The sequence below is a fragment of the Haloplanus sp. GCM10025708 genome (assembly GCF_042663985.1).
In the GTDB taxonomy this organism is placed as follows: Archaea; Halobacteriota; Halobacteria; order Halobacteriales; family Haloferacaceae; genus Salinirarus; species Salinirarus marinus.
Genome location: NZ_JBHSZA010000011.1, coordinates 434,955 through 453,671 on the forward strand (window position 1 = coordinate 434,955; position 18,717 = coordinate 453,671).

Consider the following 18,717-nt stretch of genomic DNA (forward strand, 5'->3'; position numbering starts at 1 on the left):
CTATGCAGGGACAAGCCCAACAGCAGGCATACGACCGCGGGATAACGATCTTCTCGCCTGATGGCCGCCTCTATCAGGTCGAATACGCACGGGAGGCCGTCAAACGAGGGACGGCGAGCATCGGCGTCCGGACCGAGGACGGCGTCGTCCTCGCGGCGGACAAGCGCTCTCGGTCGCCGCTGATGGAGCCGACGAGCGTCGAGAAAATCCACAAGGCCGACGACCACATCGGCATCGCCAGCGCGGGCCACGTTGCCGACGCCCGGCAGCTCATCGACTTCGCGCGGCGACAGGCCCAGGTCAACCGCCTCCGCTACAACGAGCCGATCGGCATCGAGACGCTGACGAAGGAAGTCACCGACCACATCCAGCAGTACACGCAGGTCGGCGGCGCGCGACCGTTCGGCGTCGCCCTCCTCATCGGCGGCATCGAGGACGGCGAACCGCGCCTCTACGAGACGGACCCCTCGGGCACGCCCTACGAGTGGAAGGCCGTCTCTATCGGCGCGAACCGCGGGGACCTCCAGGACTACCTCGAGGAGAACTTCGAGGAGGGCCTGACGCTTGAGGAGGGCCTCGATCTGGCCCTGCGCGCCATCGCGTCGACCAACGAGGACACGCTGGCACCCGAGGGCGTCGACGTCGCCACCGTCCCCGTCGAGACGGAGACCTTCGACGAACTCGACAACGAGGAGATAGAGAGTCGGCTGGCCGAGCTCGACCTGCTCGAAAGCGAGACCGACGAGAACGGCGAGGAGTAACGCCGACGCTGCGGTCGTTCCCTGACCGAACGCGGGCGACGCTCCCGCCGGAACCAGCCGCCAGCGAGGGCGCGTCGGACGGCGACCGACGTCCCGGTCAGTACTCTTCGTACGCGAGATTCATCAGCCACTGCGAGAAGGCGTCGCTAGTCGGATCGATCTCCTCCTCGCCGATGAACGGCGAGAGCATGTCGCCCGCCATCAACAGGGAGAACTCGAGGTCACGCGCCCTCGGCATCAGAAAGTAGGTGTTGTGGCCCTGGTAGACGGCCTCTTCGCGCTGGACGAGTCCCGCCTCTTGGAGGCTCTCGGCGATGCGACTCCCCTTCCGCGAGGAGACGTCGAGTTCCTTCCACAACTCGCTCTGGTGGAGACCGCCCGTCTCGCGGACGAGTTCGAGCGCCCGCCGTTCGTCCTCCGAGAGCGTCTCCTCGGCGCTCATCGTTCCACCTCGACCACGGCAGTCGCGTTCATGTGCCTGACGACTCGCAGTCCGTTTAAACCTGACTTTCGACTGGCTCGAACGGCGTCTCGCAGGGCGGCCCGGACGCGAACCAGTAGCGGACGCCGTCCGCGCCGAAGCGGAGCAGCGACGACGAGCGGGTGCCGTAGCCGTCCTCGTGGACGCAGACGCCGTAGTCGTGATCACCGAGGACGACCCGCGCCCGGTCGAGCCACGAGTCGGCGTCCTCGCCGGGTTCGGGCGTCAGTGCCGTGCGGACCGCGCGGGCGTTCTCGGCCTGCGCCTGCCCGCGTTCGGGCCGTTCCTGGGGCGTGAAGAAGGAGTCCGTCAGCGCGCCGCCGCCGCCGAGGGCCGCACCGACGTTGACGACGACGTGGACGCCGGGGTCGAGCGGCGTCACGGAGAGGCGGCCGTCCCACTCCAGCAGGAAGGCGGCCGTCTCGTCGGCGACGACGAGGTTGAAGCCGTCGTAGGCGTCGTCGTCGACGGCCCGTTCGACGTACCGCACCGCGGATTCGGCGTCGGGGCGACGCAGGGCCTCACGGACGAGGAGGCCGCGCGACCGTTCGGCGGCCAGCCCGACCACCCAGCGGTTCGTGACGCCGGCGAAGACGCCGTGTTCGTTGTAGCCGATCCAGGTCCCGCCCGCCTGCGCGTCGCGCGGGGCGACGACGGCGGGATCGGAATCGATCCTCGCCGGCGGTTCGGAGGGTCGGTCCGCGAGTTCGTCGCGGTTGGCCGCGACGACCAGGGCGCGTCGACGAACACCTGCCACGCGAGCGTGAGGGTACACACGAACGCGCCTACGGTCGGGGCGCTCTTAAATCACGCCTCGTCGTTCCAGGGGCCGGCGTCGGGGTCGGCGGCGGCGATGGCGGTGCGGACAGCGGCGACGTTCTCGGGGACGTCGTGGACGCGGACGACGTCAGCGCCGCGCTCGACGGCGACGGTGCTTCCGGCCACGGTGGCTGCGCGGCGGTCGCCTGACCCCCGCCCGACGTGTTCGAACATGGATTTGTGGGAGTGCCCGACTAAGAGCGGACAGCCGAGGGCCTCGAACTCGGAGACGCGCCCGAGTAGTTCGAAGTTCTCGCGCGTCGACTTGCCGAACCCGATGCCGGGATCGACGAGTATCTGGTCGCGGGAGAGTCCGGCTTTCTCGGCCAGGAACACTCGTTCGCGGAGTTCGTCGACGATGTCCTCGACCACGTCGTCGTACTCGACGTCCTTGTCCGGGACGACGGGTGCGTCGATGCTGTGCATCACGACGAGGGGGACGTCGTGATCGGCGGCGACGTAGCGCATCTCCGGGTCCGCGAGACCGGTCACGTCGTTGAGGACGTCCGCGCCGGCGTCGAGGGCGGCCCGACCCACCGCGGCCTTCCGCGTGTCGACCGAGACCGTGACGTCGAGGTCCGAGAGTTCCTCGACGACGGGGACGACGCGGTCGATCTCCGTCGCGGTGTCGACGGGCGTCGCCCCGGGGCGCGTGCTCTCGCCGCCGACGTCGACGATGGCGGCACCGGCGGCGGCCATCTCACGCGCGCGTTCGACAGCGGCGGCGGCGTCGAAGAACTCTCCGCCGTCGTGGAAGCTATCGGGCGTGACGTTCAGGATGCCCATGACGCAGGGTGGTCCTCCCACGGGTAGCCGCGGGAGCGCGCCGGCGCGTCGAGGCCGACCTGCGACCGGACGTCAGCGGCGACGGACGAGAGGCCGAGCCCCCGGTCGGAAACGTCGTCGAGGAGGGCCCGGAACTGCGCGCGCGTCCCCGAAAGAACGACGTTCAGCAGTTCGCCGTCGCTCCGGTGACCGGAGACGACGCAGGTGCCGCCGGCGCGCGCCATCGCGCGTTCGAGGACCCGTGCCTGGCGGCGCTCGACGCGGGTGCGGACGACGCCGTGGACGCTCTCGTCGACGGCCTCGCGCACGTCGCGGCCGGTGGCGTGAGCGGCCGACAGCACGTCGCGGGCCGCGTCGGTCGATTCGACCCGTTTCGGGACGACGGCTCGCGTCCACGTGGTCCGGGCCTCGGCGACGCCGAACAGCGAACCGACCACGAGGACGCAGTCGTCGGGGCCCGCGCCCTCGCGAGCGGCGTCGAGGGCGTCCACGACGGCGTCGCCGACGCGAACGGTCGACGCCCCCGCATCCTCGAACGCCGCCGCCAGGACGGCGGGGTCCTCCGCGCGTTCGAGGTCGGGCGCGCAGGTGACGACGGCGGCCGCTTCGGGTAGGGCGTCGACCATGCCGCGGTGGTCCTTGTCGTGCATCGCGCCGAAGACCAGATGCAGGTCGTCGTAATCGAACGTCGAGAGCGTCTCGGCGACGGCTTCACAGGCGCTCGGATTGTGCGCGCCGTCGAGGACGACCAGCGGGTCGCGCTCCACGATCTCGAACCGGCCGGGCCAGTGGGCGTTCCGGAGGCCGCGCGCCACGTCGCCGTCGGCCACGTCGCCGATCTGTCCGGCGAGGGCGGCCGCGACGCCGGCGTTCCGGGCCTGATACGCGCCGAGCATCGGGACGGCCGTCTCGACGCGCCAGCCGTCACCGGCGAGTGTGACGCCGCCCTCGTCGTGGGCCGTTCGGCCCTCGTAGGAGACGACGACGTCGGCGTCCGCGTCGGTGTCGACGGTCCGGACGTCGTCGGTGACGCGCCGGACGGCGTCGAGGCTCTCGCCCGTCGCCGCCGTGACCAGCGGTGCGCCCGCGGGGGCGACGGCGGCTTTCGTCGCCGCGATCTCGTCTAAGGTGTCGCCGAGGACGTCCGTGTGTTCGAGCGTCACGTTGGTGACGGCGGCCGCCTCGGGGAGACGACGCTCGTCGCGTCGAACTCGCCGCCGAGACCGACTTCGAGGACGGCCACGTCCACGTCGGCGCGGGCGAACTGCCAGAGACCCATCGCGGTGACCGCCTCGAAAAACGTGATCGGGGTGCCGTTGGCCGCCCGCTCGACGAGGGACGGGCGAACCGTCTCGACGAATTCGGTGAGGGCGGCCTCGGAGATCTTCCGCCCGTCGACGCGGATTCGCTCGCGCACGTCGTCGAAATGCGGCGAGGTGTAGAGGCCGACCCGATAGCCGGCCTCGCGGAGGATCGATTCGACCATCCGAGCAGTGCTGCCTTTCCCGTTCGACCCCGCGATCTGGACGCACCGAACGTCCTCGTGCGGGTCGCCGAGTTCGCGAAGCAACCCCGAAGCGCGTCGGTTCCCGGCCTGACCCGAAAGCGGCGAAGGTCGAAGAGAAAGTCCACCGCTTCGAAACACTCCATGCCACAGGAGACGACTGCGTGCCTTTTTACTCCGTCGGGTTTCCGCGGTCGAGGCGTCGGCGGCAGCGTGAAACGGTGGAGAACACACTTATCGTAGGCGGTCGATCTCAGGTGTATGCGCTCTCCGGCCACGACCCGCCGCGCCGTCGTCGTCGCCGTCGTCTCGGCCGGTGCGGGATGTCTCACCGGACAGTCCCCCGGTACGCCGACAGGGAGTCAGACGACCGGTGAACCGACTACGTCGCCGACTCCGCCGACTCCGTCGGAGACTCCGGCGGACGACAGGACGCGAGCAGTCGGCGACGCGTACGAGACGGCCGAGGGGTGGACCGTGACCGTCGAGAACGTCGCCGTCCGCCACGGCGTCAGGAAGTTCGGCACCGTCCACGTCGACCCGGTGTGGGCGGACGGCGCGCAGTTCGTGGTCGCCGACGTCGTCGTCGACGGGGACGGTCCGGACGTGACCGACCTCGACGTGGCCGTCGAGGTGGATACGCTCGACCGGTCGGGACGCATCTACGTCCACTCCGAGCGAAACGCGGACGAGACGCGCCAGCGATTCGGCTACGCCGTCCCGACTGATCCCGCCCCCGAACGGGCGGCCCTCGTCTGGCGGCCCAACGCCGGCCCGACCGTTCGCTGGGCGCTCGACTCCGCCGCCGTCCGCGCTCTCGGGGCCGCGCCCGAGTTCAGCGTCGAATCGTTCACCGCCCCCGAGACGGCGACGGGAAGCGAGTTGGAGACGACGCTCACCGTCCGAAACGCGGGCGAACGCGACGGCCGCTTTCTCGCCGAAGTCGGCGACGCCGCCATGTCCGACCAACCGGAGTTCGCGCTCGACGTCCCCGCGGGCGAGACGGCGACGGGACGTCCGACCGTGTCGGCACATTTCGACGACGACGAGGTAACCGTCGTTCTCCGGTGGGAGAACGGAACGAAAGAGCGCCGGGTCCGCCGGTCGAAGTGAGACGCTCTCGTTCGTCACGGTCGCCGAGCGAGTGAGACGCTCTCGCTCGTCACGGTCGCCGAGCGAGTGAGACGCTCTCGTTCGTCACGGTCGCCGGATGAGAAGTCCTAACTATCAACGAAGTCCACACCCGTAATCTCGAAGCGCGCACCGCCGTCGTCGCTGTCGGTTACGGTGACGTCCCAGCCGTGGGCCTCGGCGACCCGTGCGACGACCGAGAGGCCGTATCCGGTCCCGTCGTCGGCCGTGGAGTAGCCGCTCTCGAAGGCTCGTTCGCGCGCGTCCGTCGGGATACCGGATCCGTCGTCGGCGACGTAGAATCCGTCGTCGAGGTGGCCCACCGAGACGGTGACGCCGGCCCCGCCGTGGACGACGGCGTTCTCCAGGAGGTTCTCGACGAGCTGTCGGAGGTGGCCGTGGTCGGCTCGAACCGCGCGGTCGGTCGCGACCGAGAGCGTCGCGTCGGCTGTCGTCAACCCCTGCCAGCAGGTCTCGGCGAGGTCGTCGAGAGCGACCGGCTCCATCCCGTCCGATCGGACGTCGTCGCGAGCCAGCGCGAGCAGTTCGTCGACGAGCGCCTGACTCCGCGAGAGCGCGGACTCGACGCCGTCCAGATGGTCGCTGTCACACTCGCTTCGAGCCAGCTCCAGATACCCCTCGGCGACGCCCAGGGGGTTCCGGAGGTCGTGGGAGACGATGCTGGCGAACTCGTCGAGCTGGTCGTTCTGCCGTTCGAGCCGGCGTTCGTACGCCTTGCGATCGGTGACGTCGTTGTAGATGACGTAGCGCTCGGTCCCGGACTCGTCCGGAGACAGCGGGACTACGTACAGCAGGAAATCCCGCAGTCCGTTCGCCGTCTCCCGACGGACGCTCGTTTCGATCGGCTCGCCGGTCCGTATGCGGTCGTTGACGTCGGCCGCTTCCGATCGGCGGTCGTCGGGCACCACGAGGTCGTCGAGATTCCGCCCGATCGCTTCGCGGCCCGCGTACCCGAACACTCGCTCGAACGCCGCGTTCACGTCCTCGACGATCGGCTCGCCGCCGTCGAACTCGATGTACACCATCGCGACCGGCGCGTTGTCGAAGAGGGCTTCGAGTTGCTGCTCGCGCTCCTTTCGGTCGGTGACGTCCTGTACGACGCCGACGGCGTCCGTCGCCGTTCCGTCCTCGCCGAACTCGATGACGGCCCGTTCTCTAACCCATCTCGTCTCCCCGCCCCCGGTCACGATCCGGTGTTCGATATCGTACTCCTCGCCGTCGAGCGCGGCGTGCCACTGCTCGCTGACGAACGCCCGGTCGTCCGGGTGGACGTATCGAATGAACCGTTCGGGGTCGAGCTGTCGCTCGTCCCGTTCGGCGTCGAAAATGTCGTAAATCTCGTCGGACCAGTAGATCTCCTCGGCGGGGACGTCCATGTACCAGCTCCCGATGTCCGCGATCATCTGTGCCTGCCGGAGATGCGACTCCCGCTGTTCGAGTTCGCGCCGCGCTCGCGCCCGTTCGACGAGCGTTCGAATCCGGTTCGCCAGCAGCTCGTACTGCTCCGAACCGGGCGACTTCTGGAGGTAGTCGCTCACCCCCATCGAGATGGCCTCGCTGGCTATCTCCTCGCTTCCTTTCCCGGTGAACAGGATGAACGGCGTCGTGAGACAGTTCTCGCGGACGTCCTCGAGGAAGTCGAGGCCGTTGCAGTCGGGCATGTCGTAGTCGGAGACGACGCAGTCGAATCCGCCCTCCACGAGCCGATCCAGCCCCTCGCTCGCGCTCGTCGCCGTTTCGACGTCGAACCGGTCGTCCGCTCGTTCGAGAAACGTCGCCGTCATCTCGGCGACGCCGGGGTCGTCGTCGACGTGGAGGATACGGATCGTATCCGCGGTCGACAGATACATCGCGTCGACCGACGCCGAGATTCGACAAGAAAACATCGGCGAAATTATCACAGATAAGAATCGTACGCCATCGCTTCGCGGACCCTCCCGTCGAGATAGACGGGTATCATCGACAGCCCCCTCGTGCGTCGTCTTCGAGGACGAGTACGAGGCCCTGTGAGCCCCGACAACGCCGGGGGTCACGTCCAACTGTGGCCGCTACCGATGTTTGCGAAGGATCCGTCTGCGGGTGGACTCACGGATTCAGCGGGCTGAGTCGACCACTACACCCACAGCTACTACGAAGGCATCGAACCGCGCTATCGAAAGCGCATTTACAAGTGGGGCGTCTAAGTCGGACCATGACCGAAACTTCTACGGACGCCGCCTGGTTCCGAGGCGCGGAGTCCGGGGACTTGGCTACGGCCCGTGATGCCATCGAACACGGGAGCGCAGCGGAACCAGCGGATTGGCCGATGCAGGCGGTCGAGGCCGGCTTCGCGGACGACGAAGACGACTACTATCGCCTGCTCCATGCTGCTACTGTGAACGCGGCGCGGGAAGCGGTCCGGGAGCGAGAAAGGGCAGACGATCAACAACTTCGGCATGGTGTTCGTGCTATGGACGACGCCGAACGCACCGCCAACGAACTCGCCGAACGGGCCGTCGAGTGGGCCGGAACGCTCTTCGACGAGGTGTCCGGCGGCGTCGAGGGCGCACGCGAAATCGCCGATCGGACCCCGGAGACGACGGCCGAGCATCGGGCCGTCTCGCTGTCGAGACGCGTCCGAGAGTTAGACGACGAAGCCGCCGACCTGCGGGCGTTCATCGAACGGACCGCACCCGCCGTCGCGCCCAACCTGTGCGAGATGGCCGGCCCCGTCCTCACGGCCCGTCTCGTCTCCCTCGCAGGTGGGCTCGAACCCCTCGCGAAGATGCCGAGCGGAACCGTACAGGTCCTCGGCGCGGAGGACGCCCTCTTCGCCCACCTCGCCGGCCGCGCGCCGTCGCCGAAACACGGCGTCATCTTCACCCACGAGTACGTCCACGGAACGCGCCCCGAGGACCGCGGTTCGGCGGCGCGCGCCTTCGCCGGCAAACTCGCCATCGCCGCCCGCATCGACCACTACTCGGGCGACTACCGCCCGGAGATTCACGAGGAGTTGGCCGACCGCATCGCCACCATCCGCGAACGGGGTGAGCGATGAGCCTTCCCGACGGCGTGACGCGCCGCGACTTCGACGGGCGCGAGGGCCTCGCCACGCGCGGGTCGCCCGTCTACGGCGAACCGACCGACGGCCCGTGGCGACGCTGGGACCCGAACCGCTCGAAACTCGGTGCGATGCTCGAACTCGGGATGGAGACGGGGCTCGGGGGCGGCGAGTCCGTCCTCTATCTCGGCGCGGCGAGCGGAACGACGGTCAGCCACGTCGCCGACGTCTGCGGCCCGACGTACGCCGTCGAGTTCGCCCCGCGGCCCGCGCGCGACCTCCTCGACGTCGCCGAGGACCGGGGGAATCTCTTCCCCTCCTGAAAGACGCCCGGAAACCGCGGACGTACGCCCACGTCGTGGAAGCGGGTCTCGACGTTCTCGTTCAGGACGTGGCCACGCGCGGACAGGCCCGCGTCGCCGCCCTCAATCGGCAGTTCCTCGCGGACGACGGCCGGTTGCTCGCGGCGATCAAAGCCCGGAGCGAGGACGTCACCGCCGCCCCCGAGGACGTCTTCGAATCGGTGCTCGACGAGCTGCGTGAGGAGTTCGAGATCGTCGAAACCGAACGCCTCGAACCGTACCACGCCGACCACCTCGCCGTCATCGCACGTCCACGGTGACGGTCGTCGCCCGAATCAACACCTTGTGATACAATCCGGTGATAACGTTCTTGGTCCTCCGGCGACGTCGCCCAGTATGGCGTTCACTGACGAACTGGAACCGGAGGCCGAATCGATATGGCAGGCCATCCTCGACCACCCGATGGTCGCGCGGTTGGGCGAGGGCACCCTCGACACCGACCCGTTCGAACACTGGGTCCGGCAGGATTACGTCTACCTGACCGAGTACAGTCGCGTCTTCGCCTACGGCGCGGCGAAAGCCCCGTCGCTCGACCGGATGGGGACGTTCGCCGAACTGCTGTCGGAGACAGTCAACACGGAGATGGACCTCCACCGGTCCTACGCCGCCGATTTCGGCATCAGCGAGGACGAGTTGGAGGCGACGGAGCCCTCGCCGACGACGCGGGCGTACACCGACTTCCTCGTTCGCGCCGGTGCACACGGGACGTTCGGCGACGTCGTCGCCGCCCTCCTTCCCTGTATGTGGGGATTCAACGAGACGGGTCGCCGCCTCGAAGCGCGGGGCATGCCGGACGACGAACGCTACGCCGAGTGGATTCGGACCTACGCAGGCGAGGAGTTTTCGGAACTCACGCAGTGGTGTCTGGATCTGATGGACGACGTCGCCGCCGACGCGACGGCGAGCGAGAAGGAACGCTACCGCGAGTTGTTTGTCACCTCCGCCCGCTACGAGTATCGCTTCTGGGACGCCGCGTGGCGCGAAGAGGAGTGGTCAGTGTGACCTTCGCCGGCGGCGACGCCGAACGATTCACCGCCTGGCTTCGGGAGCGGTCGGAGCCGAGGTGGTCGGAAGCGACCCGACACCGGTTCACGCGCGAATTCGGCGACGGGGCCGTTGACGGCGTCCCCCTCGGTACTCCGTAGTACAACCGTGTAATAACACTTTACTCGTTCGGCGGCAAGACGGCGACATGACCGACTCACAGGGCGCGGGGTCGCTGTCCGCGACGCTCGAACGGATGGGGCCGACGTGGCAGCGGGCGCGATCGCCGCCGGCCCGGCGACGATGGCGAGTCTCATCACGGGGGGCGCGACGTTCGGCTACGCGCTCCTCTGGATCGTCGTCCTCTCGGCCGTGCTCGGCGCGCTCGCCCAGTATCTCGCGACGCGACTCGGACTCCTCTCGGGGACGACCGGCATCGTCTCGACCGTCGAGGAACATCTCGGCGAGACGTGGGCGTGGATCCTCGTCGTCGACGCCGTCCTCGCGGCGGGGCTGGCCCAGCTCGTCATCATGAAAACCGTCGCCGACGTGAGCGCGGCGGTCACCGGCGTCGACGCCCGCGTCTGGGGCGTCGCGTGGGCCGTCGCCCTCGCGGCGGGGTTGGCCGGCGGCGGCTATCGCGTCGCCGAACTCGGCGCGAAACTCCTCGTCTCCGCCGTCGTCCTCGCCTTCTTCGCGTCGCTGTTCGTCGTCCCCATCGACGCCGGCGCGGCCGTCTCGGGACTCGTGCCGCACGTTCCCGCCGGCATCGACGGCGCACTCGTCGCCGCCGGCATCCTCGGCGGTGCCGTCCACATCACGCTGGTGACGATGCAGTCGTACACGATGCGCGCCCGCGGATGGACCCGCTCGGATTACGGCCTCGCCAAACTCGACGTCGGCGTCTCGATGCTCGGCGCGTTCGGTATCTACAGCCTCGCGATCTTCCTCGTGACGGCGAGCGTTCTCCACGACCCCTCGATCTCGGCGGGCGAGTTGACCGCGACGGCCGCCGCGCAGGCGCTCGGCCCGCTCGTCGGCCCCGCTGCGCAGTGGCTCTTCCTGCTCGGTCTCTGGGGGCGGCCGTCTCGACGCTCGGCGGCAACACCGTCGTTCCGCCGTATCTCGTCGCCGACAAGTTCGGCTGGGAGACTGACGTCTCCGACTCCCGATACCGGGCGCTCCTCGCTTTCGTCGCGCTCCTCTCGGCCGGCGGCGCGTTCCTCGGGGGCGCGTTCTTCCCCCTGCTCGTCCTCGTCCTCGCGTTCGGCCTCGTCGGGACGCCGTTCGCCATCGCCGTCGTCCTCGTCCTCCTCAACTCCGAGACCGTCTCGGAACCGACGCCGACGCTGGCCAACGTCGGCGGCGTCGTCCTGTTCGGCGTGGCCAGCGTCACGGCGGGTTCGTTCGTCCGCGAGCAGTTGCAGTCGGTCGGCAGCGACCCCGCGGCGACGTTCGTCGTCGCGTTCGCCCTCGCGATGACGCTGGCGACGGTCGGACTGGTCGTCAAGTACCTGCTCGGCGGGACCGCGACGGCCGGCGCGCCGACCGGCGACCGATGAGCGGGTCGCTGCCGTTTCCGCTGTCGGGGTCGACGCTCGTCACCGGCCCCGCAAAGACCGGCAAGACCCGTCTCACCGCCGCCGCCCTCGACGCGTGGGTCGATCGCCACGGTCCCGAGGGCGTCGCCGTCTTCGAGTTCGCACCCGAAGTCTACCGCGACGGCCAACTATTCGGCGGCAGCCTCTCGCGCTTTACGACCGTCCCCGCCGACTCGTGGCAGGGCGTCCTCGACGCGCACGCCCCGCGGGCCGACAGCGAGGGCGACGAGGCGCGCGCGCTCGAACTCGCCCGCGACAACGCCGAGCGCGCCGTCGACCTTTTCGACGCCGCTCCGGCCGACCCCGCGGCCGTCTTCGTCAACGACGCCACCATCCCGTTCCAGCACCCCGACTCGTCGCCGTCGCGGCTCACGGGCTACTGTGACCGCGCCGAGGCCGCCGTCGTCAACGCCTTCGAGAGCGACGAACTCGGAACCGATGACCCGGTCTCGCGGCGCGAACGCGAAGTACTGGACGCGTTCGCGTCGTGGGCCGACAGGCGGATTCGGCTCGGGGAGTAGCGACACGCGACCGGCGGGATATTTAATCGGGGCTGTCCAAAGAGTGGCCGATGGATCTGGGTTCGCGGGACGCGTTCGCGCGGATGGGAACGCTCGGCATCGAGGAGGAGTTTTTCGTCGTCGACGAGACGGGCCGGCCGACGTCGGGCATCGACGACCTCGTCTACGGGAGCGACCCGCCCGACGTACTCGAGGGGCGACTCGACCACGAACTGTTCAAGTTCACCATCGAGACACAGACGCCGCGCATCGAATCGCTCGACGACGCGCGCCCGGCCTTGCTGGAGGTCCGCGAGGCGCTCGTCGACCACGCGGCGGAACACGGCTACCGCGTCGCCGCCGCCGGCCTCCACCCCACCGCGAAGTGGCGCGAACTCGACCACGCCGAGAAACCCCGCTATCGCGCCCAGCTCGACCGCATCCAGTATCCCCAGCACCGCAACACCACCGCCGGCCTCCACGTCCACGTCGGCGTCGACGACGCCGACAAGGCGACGTGGATCGCGAACGAACTCCGGTGGTATCTCCCCCGCTTCTCGCCCTCTCGGCCAACTCCCCGTTCTGGAACGGCTTCGACACCGGACTCGCCTCCGCCCGCGCCAAAATCTTCGAGAACCTCCCAAACACCGGCGTCCCGACGGCGTTCGAGGACTTCGAGAGCTACCTCGACTTCGAACGCCGGATGGTCGAGACAGGGTCGATAAACGACCGGGGCGAACTCTGGTTCGACGTGCGCCCCCACACCGGCCACGGGACCGTCGAGGTGCGTACCCCCGACGCGCAGGCCGACCCGGACCGCGTCCTCGCGTTCGTCGAGTACGTCCACGCGCTCGTCCTCGATCTCGCGGCACGCTACGAGGACGGCGAATCGGGGACCGACCTCCGGCGCGAGTTCCTCGACGAGAACAAATGGCGTGCGATGCGCCACGGCCACGACGCGTCGTTCGTCGACCGCTCGGGCGACGCCACGGTGTCGTTGCCGGCGGTCGTCGACCGGGAGACCGACCGCCTCGGAGTCGACGCGCTGCGGACGCTCCACGAGACCGAGAGCGGGGCCGAACGCCAGCGTCGCATCCTCGAACGGGACGGACTGGATGCCCTCTGTGAGGACCTGGCGCTCGCGTAGCGGAGAAAGGCTTTTCCGAGGTTAGTTCTGACCTTCGGCGTAGAACATATGTCCGACCACGATCCCGGCGACGGCACGACCGAAGACGGAGCGAGCGACGGCGACCCGGCCGACGAGGGGCGTTCGAACGGCCCGACCGACGGCCGCGTCGCCGAGGACGACGCGTCGTCGGCTCGCGATCGCCTCGAAGCGGAGGCGGACCGCGCCGTCTCCGAGTTCGACGAGGGCGTCGTGGATCTGCTGGCGTGGCTGCTCGACACCGAGACGCGCGCCCGCATCTACGTCTACCTGCGCCAGCATCCCGCTTCCACGAGCGAAGAAGTCGCCGACGGTACCGGTCTCTATCCGAGCACCGTCCGCGAGGCGCTCGCCCAACTGCACGAGGAGGGGACTGTCACGCGGAGCAAGCGAGCGAGCGCCGGGGCCGGTAACAACCCCTACGAGTACGAGGCCATCGCGCCGAGCGACCTCGTCCGCAACGCCGTCGGACAGGTGCAGTCCCAGCTCAACACCGTCTTCAACCTCGACCGACGCCTCGGCGGCGACGAGGACGCCGATCAGGAACCGGTTCGAATCACCGTCGAGGAGGCCGACGACGCCTGACCCGGGAGCGACCCGTTTAAGTGATGCCGTTCCGTGTCGTCGGTATGCACGTCGCGCTGGGGGGACGTTCGACCCGATCCACGACGGCCACGACGCTCTGTTCGAACGCGCGTTCGAACTCGGCGACGTCACGGTCGGACTGACGAGCGACGAACTCGCCCCAGAAACGCGCCACGAACCGCGACGCATCCGTTCGTACGAGGAGCGCAAACGTGACTTAGAGGAGGAACTGGAACGGTACGCCGAGAAGTACGACCGGGAGTTCGAGGTACGGAAACTCGACGACCCGACCGGCATCGCCACCGAACCGCAGTTCGACGCCATCGTCGTCTCGCCGGAGACCCGGAAGGGCGCAGAGCGGATCAACGACATCCGCGAACAGCGCGGCTTCGACCCCTTCGCATCGAGGTGGTCGACCACGTCCCCGCCGAGGACGGCGAACGCATCTCCTCGACGCGCATCGTCCGCGGCGAGATCGATCGCCACGGCAACCTCACGCCCGAGCGCTCCGGCCGTCCCGCCGAGTGATCACCACTCCGGCGGCTCGAATCCCGCGTCCGCCAGTATCCCCTTCCACCGATTGTGAACGCTCAACCGGGCCACGTCCATCGCGTCGGCGACGGCCGACTGCGACCGTTCCTCGCCGGCGACCAGCGCACCCGCGTAGAGACTCGCCGCAGCCACCGCTCGCTTCGACCGCTCTTTCTCCGGAACGTGTGAGAGAAAGAGGTCCGTCGCCGTCGTCTTCGCGCGCGACCCGAGGCCGAGGCGGTCCGCCGCCCGGTCGAGTTCGGCGACCCACTCCTCGTTGTCGACGTGGTCGCTCGCGCGGTACATACCACTCCGTTGTCCGCCACCGTACATAAACCTCGGTCGTTGCGTCGAGGCGGCGACGCGCACTGCGACGGCGTCCCGGTCGCTCGCCGGCCGCCTCGTCCCGTTCGTACCGGACGAGCGTCTCCGCATCGGCGAGAACGACAGTTACTTATCCGAAATCGACCCAGTTGCGTCTGCGCGCGGGTAGCCAAGCCAGGAAAAGGCGCAGCGCTTAGGACGCTGTCCCGTAGGGGTCCGCCGGTTCAAATCCGGTCCCGCGCAGTGACTGAGTTTTCGAGCGGAGCGAGAAACGAAGGAACGAGCAGACCGGATTTGAAGCAGGGAACGGAGCGAAGCGGAGTGACTGAGGTTCAAATCCGGTCCCGCGCAGTGAGCGAAGAGACCGAGCGAACGAGCGGGAGATTCTGTCGTCCCGACCGAGTCGCGCAACCGACCGTTCGATCCGCGAAACGTATAAGCCGGCATGTGAGAGAAGTCGCCGTATGCGAACGCGCGTTGCTCAGGTCGATCCCGCGTTAGGCGCCGTGTCCGAGAACGCGAACAAACTCGAGCAGTCGATTCGCCGCGCCCGTCGGGACGACGTGGAGCTGCTCGTGTTCCCGGAGATGTACCTCTCGGGATACGACCTCTCGCTCGCGGACCGCGATCCGACCGCGATCGCCGCCGAGGCGGCCGACGAACTCGACCGCGTGGCTCGGCTAACGGACGACGTCACCGTGATCGTCGGGACGCCGATCGCCGACGACTCCGGCGTTCGGAACGCCGCGGCCGTCCTCGACGACGGCCGATGGACCGATACGTACGCCAAATCTCACCTATACGACGCCGAAAGCGAGGCGTTTGCCCCCGGAGACGCGCTGCCCGTGATCGACACGTCGGCCGGTCGACTGGGCGTGATGATCTGTTACGACGTCGAGTTCCCGGAAGTGGCCCGGAAGTTGACGCTCGACGGGGCGGAGGCGCTGATTTCGATCTGGTGTCAGATGCGTCCGTTCGAGGACTACATGGACGCTTTCCTGCGCGCCCGAGCGATGGAGAACGTTCGGCCACACGTGCTCTGCAACAGGATCGGAACCGAGGGCGACCTCGAGTTCCACGGCGCGAGCGGCATCGTCTCGGCCGCCGGCGCGCCGCTGGTCACCGCCGGCGAGGACGTCGAGGTGGAGATCACGGCGGACGTCGACCTCGACTCCGGGGGTCACGAGACGTTGACGTATCTCGACGATCGCCGGCCGGAGATGTACGAGTGAGCGACCGTCGGTGAGTCGACGGACGCGCCGCGGCGACGGCGGTCGTTTCGCAACGCCGTCGCGTCGAAGCGGTCACGTCGTGAAGAGGTCGGTGTCGTCGGGGACGGAAAACAGGCCGAACCGGACGCCGGCGTCGAGCCAGCCGTAGCCGTAGGAGTACGACGCCAGCGCGTTCACGGGGTCGCCCTCTTCGCGGAAGTGTCGGCCGTCGTCGAGGTACGACTCGGCCATCTCGCGGCACTCGACGGCCGCGTCGCCGAGGGGCGTGCCCGGCGGGGCTCGGATCTCCGCGACGTCGAGCGCGTCGGCAGCATCCGCCCGTACCGGGCCGTCTTCTCCTCCAGGTCGGCGGTCATAGGCGTCGAAACCGGCGCTGGCGGGGTAAGCACTTCGCCTCGCCGGCCGCCCGACAGCGCAAAGTATAGACGGCACGACGACGAACTCCTCCCCATGAGTGACGCTACGAGCGACGTCGTCGAACATCGACGACTCATCGTTGCCGGGACGGGGATCGCCGGCCTCACCGCCGCCATCTACGCCGCGCGGTCGAACAACGACCCGCTGGTGTTCGAGGGCGACGAACCGGGGGCCAACTCACGCTGACGACGGACGTCGACAACTACCCCGGCTTTCCAGAGGGGATCAGCGGGCCGGAACTCGTCCAGAACATGAAAGAACAGGCCCGGAAGTTCGGCGCGCAGGTGGAAAACGGCGTCGTCGAGTCGGTCGACGACTCCGAACGCCCCTTCCGCGTGACGATGACCAACGGCGACGTCTACACGGCCGACGCCGTCATCGCCGCCTCCGGCGCGAGCGCGCGGACGCTCGGGGTCCCCGGCGAGGATGAACTGATGGGCTACGGGCTCTCGACGTGTGCGACCTGTGACGGCGCGTTCTTCCGCGACGAGAAGATTCTGGTCGTCGGCGGCGGCGACGCCGCCTGCGAGGAGGCCGTCTTCCTCACGAAGTTCGCCTCGACGGTGTATCTCGCTCACCGCCGCGAGGAGTTCCGCGCCGAGGACTACTGGGTGGACAAACTGATGGACCACGTCGACGACGGGGAGATCGAACTCATGCTGAACACGGAGGTGACGGAGCTCCACGGGTCGAAAGAGGAGGGCGTCGACCGCGTCACCCTCGTCCGGAACCCCGAGGGCCACCCGACGGAGCGACCGGACGATCCGGAGACCGAGGAGTTCGACTTCGACGTCGGGGCCGTCTTCTACGCCATCGGCCACACGCCGAACACGGAGTACCTCGAAGACACGGGCGTCCGGATGGACGACGAGGGGTACATCCGGACGGAAGGCGGCGACGGGGCCGGTCAGACGGCGACGGACGTCGACGGCATCTTCGGTGCCGGCGACGTCGTCGACCACTACTACCAGCAGGCGATCACGGCGGGCGGGATGGGCTGTAAGGCCGCCATCGACGCCGACACCTATCTCGAAGACGTCGAACGCGAAGGGGTCGAGGCGGCTGAACCCGCGGCCGCCGAATCCGACGACTGAGTCACAGCGCCGCGTTTCCGACGCTCGATAGCCGTCGCGTCCGCGACGCGACTCACGCCGCGCGGTCGTCGTCGGATTCCGCGCCGTCACCGACCGTTCCGTCCGCGTCCGGGGGTCGGTGCCGATGTCGACGGCGGCCGCGGTGGCGGCGGTCACGTCGTCGCCGCGGACGAGTTCCGGGAAGGCGACGTTCGCGAACTGGACGACGACGATGGCCAGCAGCGGGCCGTAGAACAGGCCGTACCAGCCGAACAGCGCCGTTCCGAGGACGTACGAGAAGAGGACCAGTCCCATGTGGAGCGTCCGCCCCGCGACGTACGGTCGGATGAGCGACTGCGGGAGGATGTCGAGGAGGACGAACGATGCGCCGAGAAACGCGGCCGGAACGCCGAGGTTGCCGGCCCCCGTCCGGAGCGTCTCCCAGACGAGATAGCCCGTCGCCGGGAGGTAGACGAGTTTGCCGACGACGAGGGGAACGAACGTCGCTGCCCGGTCAGCAACGCGAGGAGAGTGGGGACGGGAAGTCGAAGCGCGGGCGGGACGGCGGCGTTGAATCCGTTGTAGACGAGGACGGCGAAGCCGGTGACGATGAGCACCGTCAGCAGGTTGCCGAAGTAGACCGCCTCCAGGTCGCGATCGATGGCCTCGACGAAGGCGTACACGCTCGTTCCCTTGCCACCGATCTCGTTCGCGAACCAGCCTTCGAGGCGGGAGCCGTCGCGGTAGAGGAAGAAGGCGAACGCCAGCGCGAGGGTGAGATGCACGACTCCCCGGACGACGACGCCGAACTGCCGGAGCGTGACGAGCAGATTCTCCTGGAGCTGGCCGAGGCGTTCGAACTGGACGAGAAACGCCACCGGGTCCCGGAGGAGGTCGCTGAACGTCCCCGAGTCGAGGGCGAGCCGGGTCAGGATAGCACGGGTCACCTCCGGCCCCGCGACGGCGGCGAGTTCGCGGAACGCGACGACGGCGGCGTAGCCGAGAACGAGAAGGCCCGGGAGCACCAACACCAGTACCGTCGTCGTCGCGGCCAGCGTCTTCGTCAGGCGGCGTTCGAGCCGTCTGTGGAGCGGCCGGGCCGCGTAGTAGACGAACAGCCCGGAGACGAACGTGCCGACGAACGCGTACAGAAAGAGGGCGACGATGCCCAGACTCACGCCGCCCACCGCCCACCAGCCGGCGCGTCGCCGTCCCGGGGCCGAAACCTGGATGTCCATAGCGTACGATTCGCTTCCGGCGAGTTGAGCGTGGCGGACGAACGCCGGTCGATGGACCGGCGGTGGCGTCAGCGGCGGACGCCGACCGAACGTCGCCCGGCCCGCTCCACGGCGTCGACGGGACGGTCGATCGCCGCGCTTCCGAACTTCGAGCGGCGTTCC

At 68.7% G+C, this 18,717-nt stretch carries 11 protein-coding genes, 1 tRNA gene and 8 pseudogenes; 13 read left to right on the top strand and 7 right to left on the bottom strand.

Going from position 1 to position 18,717, the window contains the following annotated elements:
• Nucleotides 1-2 precede the first annotated feature (2 nt).
• Nucleotides 3-761, top strand: a complete 759-nt coding sequence (gene psmA, locus ACFQJD_RS05420) for an archaeal proteasome endopeptidase complex subunit alpha (protein WP_379796703.1) — start codon at nt 3-5, stop codon at nt 759-761.
• 97 nt (nt 762-858) lie between these two features.
• Here the strand turns inward: psmA and ACFQJD_RS05425 are convergent, their stop codons facing one another.
• The 3 genes and pseudogenes from ACFQJD_RS05425 to folP all read right to left on the bottom strand — a co-directional run bounded on the left by ACFQJD_RS05425 (nt 859) and on the right by folP (nt 4,497).
• Nucleotides 859-1,203, bottom strand: a complete 345-nt coding sequence (locus tag ACFQJD_RS05425) for a helix-turn-helix transcriptional regulator (protein WP_379796705.1) — start codon at nt 1,201-1,203, stop codon at nt 859-861.
• 55 nt (nt 1,204-1,258) lie between these two features.
• A pseudogene (locus ACFQJD_RS05430) lies at nt 1,259-2,019 on the bottom strand (NRDE family protein).
• Between the two features lie 30 nt (nt 2,020-2,049).
• A pseudogene (gene folP, locus ACFQJD_RS05435) lies at nt 2,050-4,497 on the bottom strand (dihydropteroate synthase).
• Between the two features lie 115 nt (nt 4,498-4,612).
• Between folP and ACFQJD_RS05440 the strand changes: the two are divergent.
• Nucleotides 4,613-5,464 (top strand): hypothetical protein, encoded by an 852-nt coding sequence (locus ACFQJD_RS05440; protein WP_379796707.1) that lies wholly within the window; start codon nt 4,613-4,615, stop codon nt 5,462-5,464.
• A gap of 107 nt (nt 5,465-5,571) precedes the next feature.
• Here the strand turns inward: ACFQJD_RS05440 and ACFQJD_RS05445 are convergent, their stop codons facing one another.
• On the bottom strand, nt 5,572-7,353 hold the full coding sequence (locus tag ACFQJD_RS05445; protein ID WP_379796709.1) for a PAS domain-containing protein: 1,782 nt from the start codon (nt 7,351-7,353) through the stop codon (nt 5,572-5,574).
• Between the two features lie 341 nt (nt 7,354-7,694).
• On the opposite strand from ACFQJD_RS05445, the gene ACFQJD_RS05450 reads away from it, so the two are divergent.
• The 8 genes and pseudogenes from ACFQJD_RS05450 (at nt 7,695) to ACFQJD_RS05485 (ending at nt 14,268) form a co-directional block, all read left to right on the top strand.
• Nucleotides 7,695-8,540, top strand: coding sequence for an NOP5/NOP56 family protein (locus tag ACFQJD_RS05450; protein WP_379796711.1), 846 nt, complete (start codon nt 7,695-7,697; stop codon nt 8,538-8,540).
• A pseudogene (locus ACFQJD_RS05455) lies at nt 8,537-9,165 on the top strand (fibrillarin-like rRNA/tRNA 2'-O-methyltransferase). Before ACFQJD_RS05450 ends, ACFQJD_RS05455 begins: the two are co-directional and overlap by 4 nt.
• A 76-nt stretch (nt 9,166-9,241) precedes the next feature.
• Nucleotides 9,242-9,907, top strand: coding sequence for a thiaminase II (tenA, locus tag ACFQJD_RS05460; protein WP_379796713.1), 666 nt, complete (start codon nt 9,242-9,244; stop codon nt 9,905-9,907).
• A gap of 238 nt (nt 9,908-10,145) precedes the next feature.
• Nucleotides 10,146-11,451 (top strand): annotated as a pseudogene (locus tag ACFQJD_RS05465) (divalent metal cation transporter).
• Nucleotides 11,448-12,011, top strand: a complete 564-nt coding sequence (locus tag ACFQJD_RS05470; RefSeq protein WP_379796715.1) for a hypothetical protein — start codon at nt 11,448-11,450, stop codon at nt 12,009-12,011. Before ACFQJD_RS05465 ends, ACFQJD_RS05470 begins: the two are co-directional and overlap by 4 nt.
• 50 nt (nt 12,012-12,061) lie before the next feature.
• Nucleotides 12,062-13,137, top strand: a pseudogene (locus ACFQJD_RS05475) (glutamate--cysteine ligase).
• Between the two features lie 48 nt (nt 13,138-13,185).
• Nucleotides 13,186-13,740, top strand: a complete 555-nt coding sequence (locus ACFQJD_RS05480) for a helix-turn-helix domain-containing protein (protein WP_379796717.1) — start codon at nt 13,186-13,188, stop codon at nt 13,738-13,740.
• Between the two features lie 44 nt (nt 13,741-13,784).
• A pseudogene (locus ACFQJD_RS05485) lies at nt 13,785-14,268 on the top strand (phosphopantetheine adenylyltransferase).
• Here ACFQJD_RS05485 and ACFQJD_RS05490 read toward each other — a convergent pair.
• A complete protein-coding gene (locus ACFQJD_RS05490; RefSeq protein ID WP_379796719.1) occupies nt 14,269-14,577 on the bottom strand; it encodes a transcription initiation factor IIB family protein in 309 nt (102 codons plus the stop codon).
• A gap of 177 nt (nt 14,578-14,754) precedes the next feature.
• Here ACFQJD_RS05490 and ACFQJD_RS05495 point away from each other — a divergent pair.
• Together ACFQJD_RS05495 and ACFQJD_RS05500 are read left to right on the top strand one after the other, a co-directional pair.
• Nucleotides 14,755-14,838: transfer RNA gene (locus tag ACFQJD_RS05495), tRNA-Leu, on the top strand.
• 221 nt (nt 14,839-15,059) lie between these two features.
• Nucleotides 15,060-15,827, top strand: a complete 768-nt coding sequence (locus ACFQJD_RS05500; protein ID WP_379796721.1) for a carbon-nitrogen hydrolase family protein — start codon at nt 15,060-15,062, stop codon at nt 15,825-15,827.
• A 72-nt stretch (nt 15,828-15,899) separates the two neighbouring features.
• On the opposite strand, the pseudogene ACFQJD_RS05505 reads toward ACFQJD_RS05500, so the two are convergent.
• Nucleotides 15,900-16,183: pseudogene (locus tag ACFQJD_RS05505) on the bottom strand (DUF357 domain-containing protein).
• 94 nt (nt 16,184-16,277) lie between these two features.
• On the opposite strand from ACFQJD_RS05505, the pseudogene ACFQJD_RS05510 reads away from it, so the two are divergent.
• Nucleotides 16,278-17,338, top strand: a pseudogene (locus ACFQJD_RS05510) (NAD(P)/FAD-dependent oxidoreductase).
• A gap of 152 nt (nt 17,339-17,490) precedes the next feature.
• On the opposite strand, the gene ACFQJD_RS05515 reads toward ACFQJD_RS05510, so the two are convergent.
• Nucleotides 17,491-18,555 (bottom strand): AI-2E family transporter, encoded by a 1,065-nt coding sequence (locus tag ACFQJD_RS05515; protein ID WP_379796722.1) that lies wholly within the window; start codon nt 18,553-18,555, stop codon nt 17,491-17,493.
• Between the last annotated feature and the right edge of the window lie 162 nt (nt 18,556-18,717).

Bases quoted from the DNA above. Each gene is read 5' to 3' on its own strand.
- ACFQJD_RS05480 (WP_379796717.1), top strand. From the start codon at position 13,186: ATGTCCGACCACGATCCCGGCGACGGCACGACCGAAGACGGAGCGAGC.
- tenA (WP_379796713.1), top strand. From the start codon at position 9,242: ATGGCGTTCACTGACGAACTGGAACCGGAGGCCGAATCGATATGGCAG.
- ACFQJD_RS05515 (WP_379796722.1), bottom strand. From the start codon at position 18,555: ATGGACATCCAGGTTTCGGCCCCGGGACGGCGACGCGCCGGCTGGTGG.
- psmA (WP_379796703.1), top strand. From the start codon at position 3: ATGCAGGGACAAGCCCAACAGCAGGCATACGACCGCGGGATAACGATC.
- ACFQJD_RS05470 (WP_379796715.1), top strand. From the start codon at position 11,448: ATGAGCGGGTCGCTGCCGTTTCCGCTGTCGGGGTCGACGCTCGTCACC.
- ACFQJD_RS05500 (WP_379796721.1), top strand. From the start codon at position 15,060: ATGCGAACGCGCGTTGCTCAGGTCGATCCCGCGTTAGGCGCCGTGTCC.
- ACFQJD_RS05425 (WP_379796705.1), bottom strand. From the start codon at position 1,203: ATGAGCGCCGAGGAGACGCTCTCGGAGGACGAACGGCGGGCGCTCGAA.
- ACFQJD_RS05445 (WP_379796709.1), bottom strand. From the start codon at position 7,353: ATGTATCTGTCGACCGCGGATACGATCCGTATCCTCCACGTCGACGAC.
- ACFQJD_RS05490 (WP_379796719.1), bottom strand. From the start codon at position 14,577: ATGTACCGCGCGAGCGACCACGTCGACAACGAGGAGTGGGTCGCCGAA.
- ACFQJD_RS05450 (WP_379796711.1), top strand. From the start codon at position 7,695: ATGACCGAAACTTCTACGGACGCCGCCTGGTTCCGAGGCGCGGAGTCC.
- ACFQJD_RS05440 (WP_379796707.1), top strand. From the start codon at position 4,613: ATGCGCTCTCCGGCCACGACCCGCCGCGCCGTCGTCGTCGCCGTCGTC.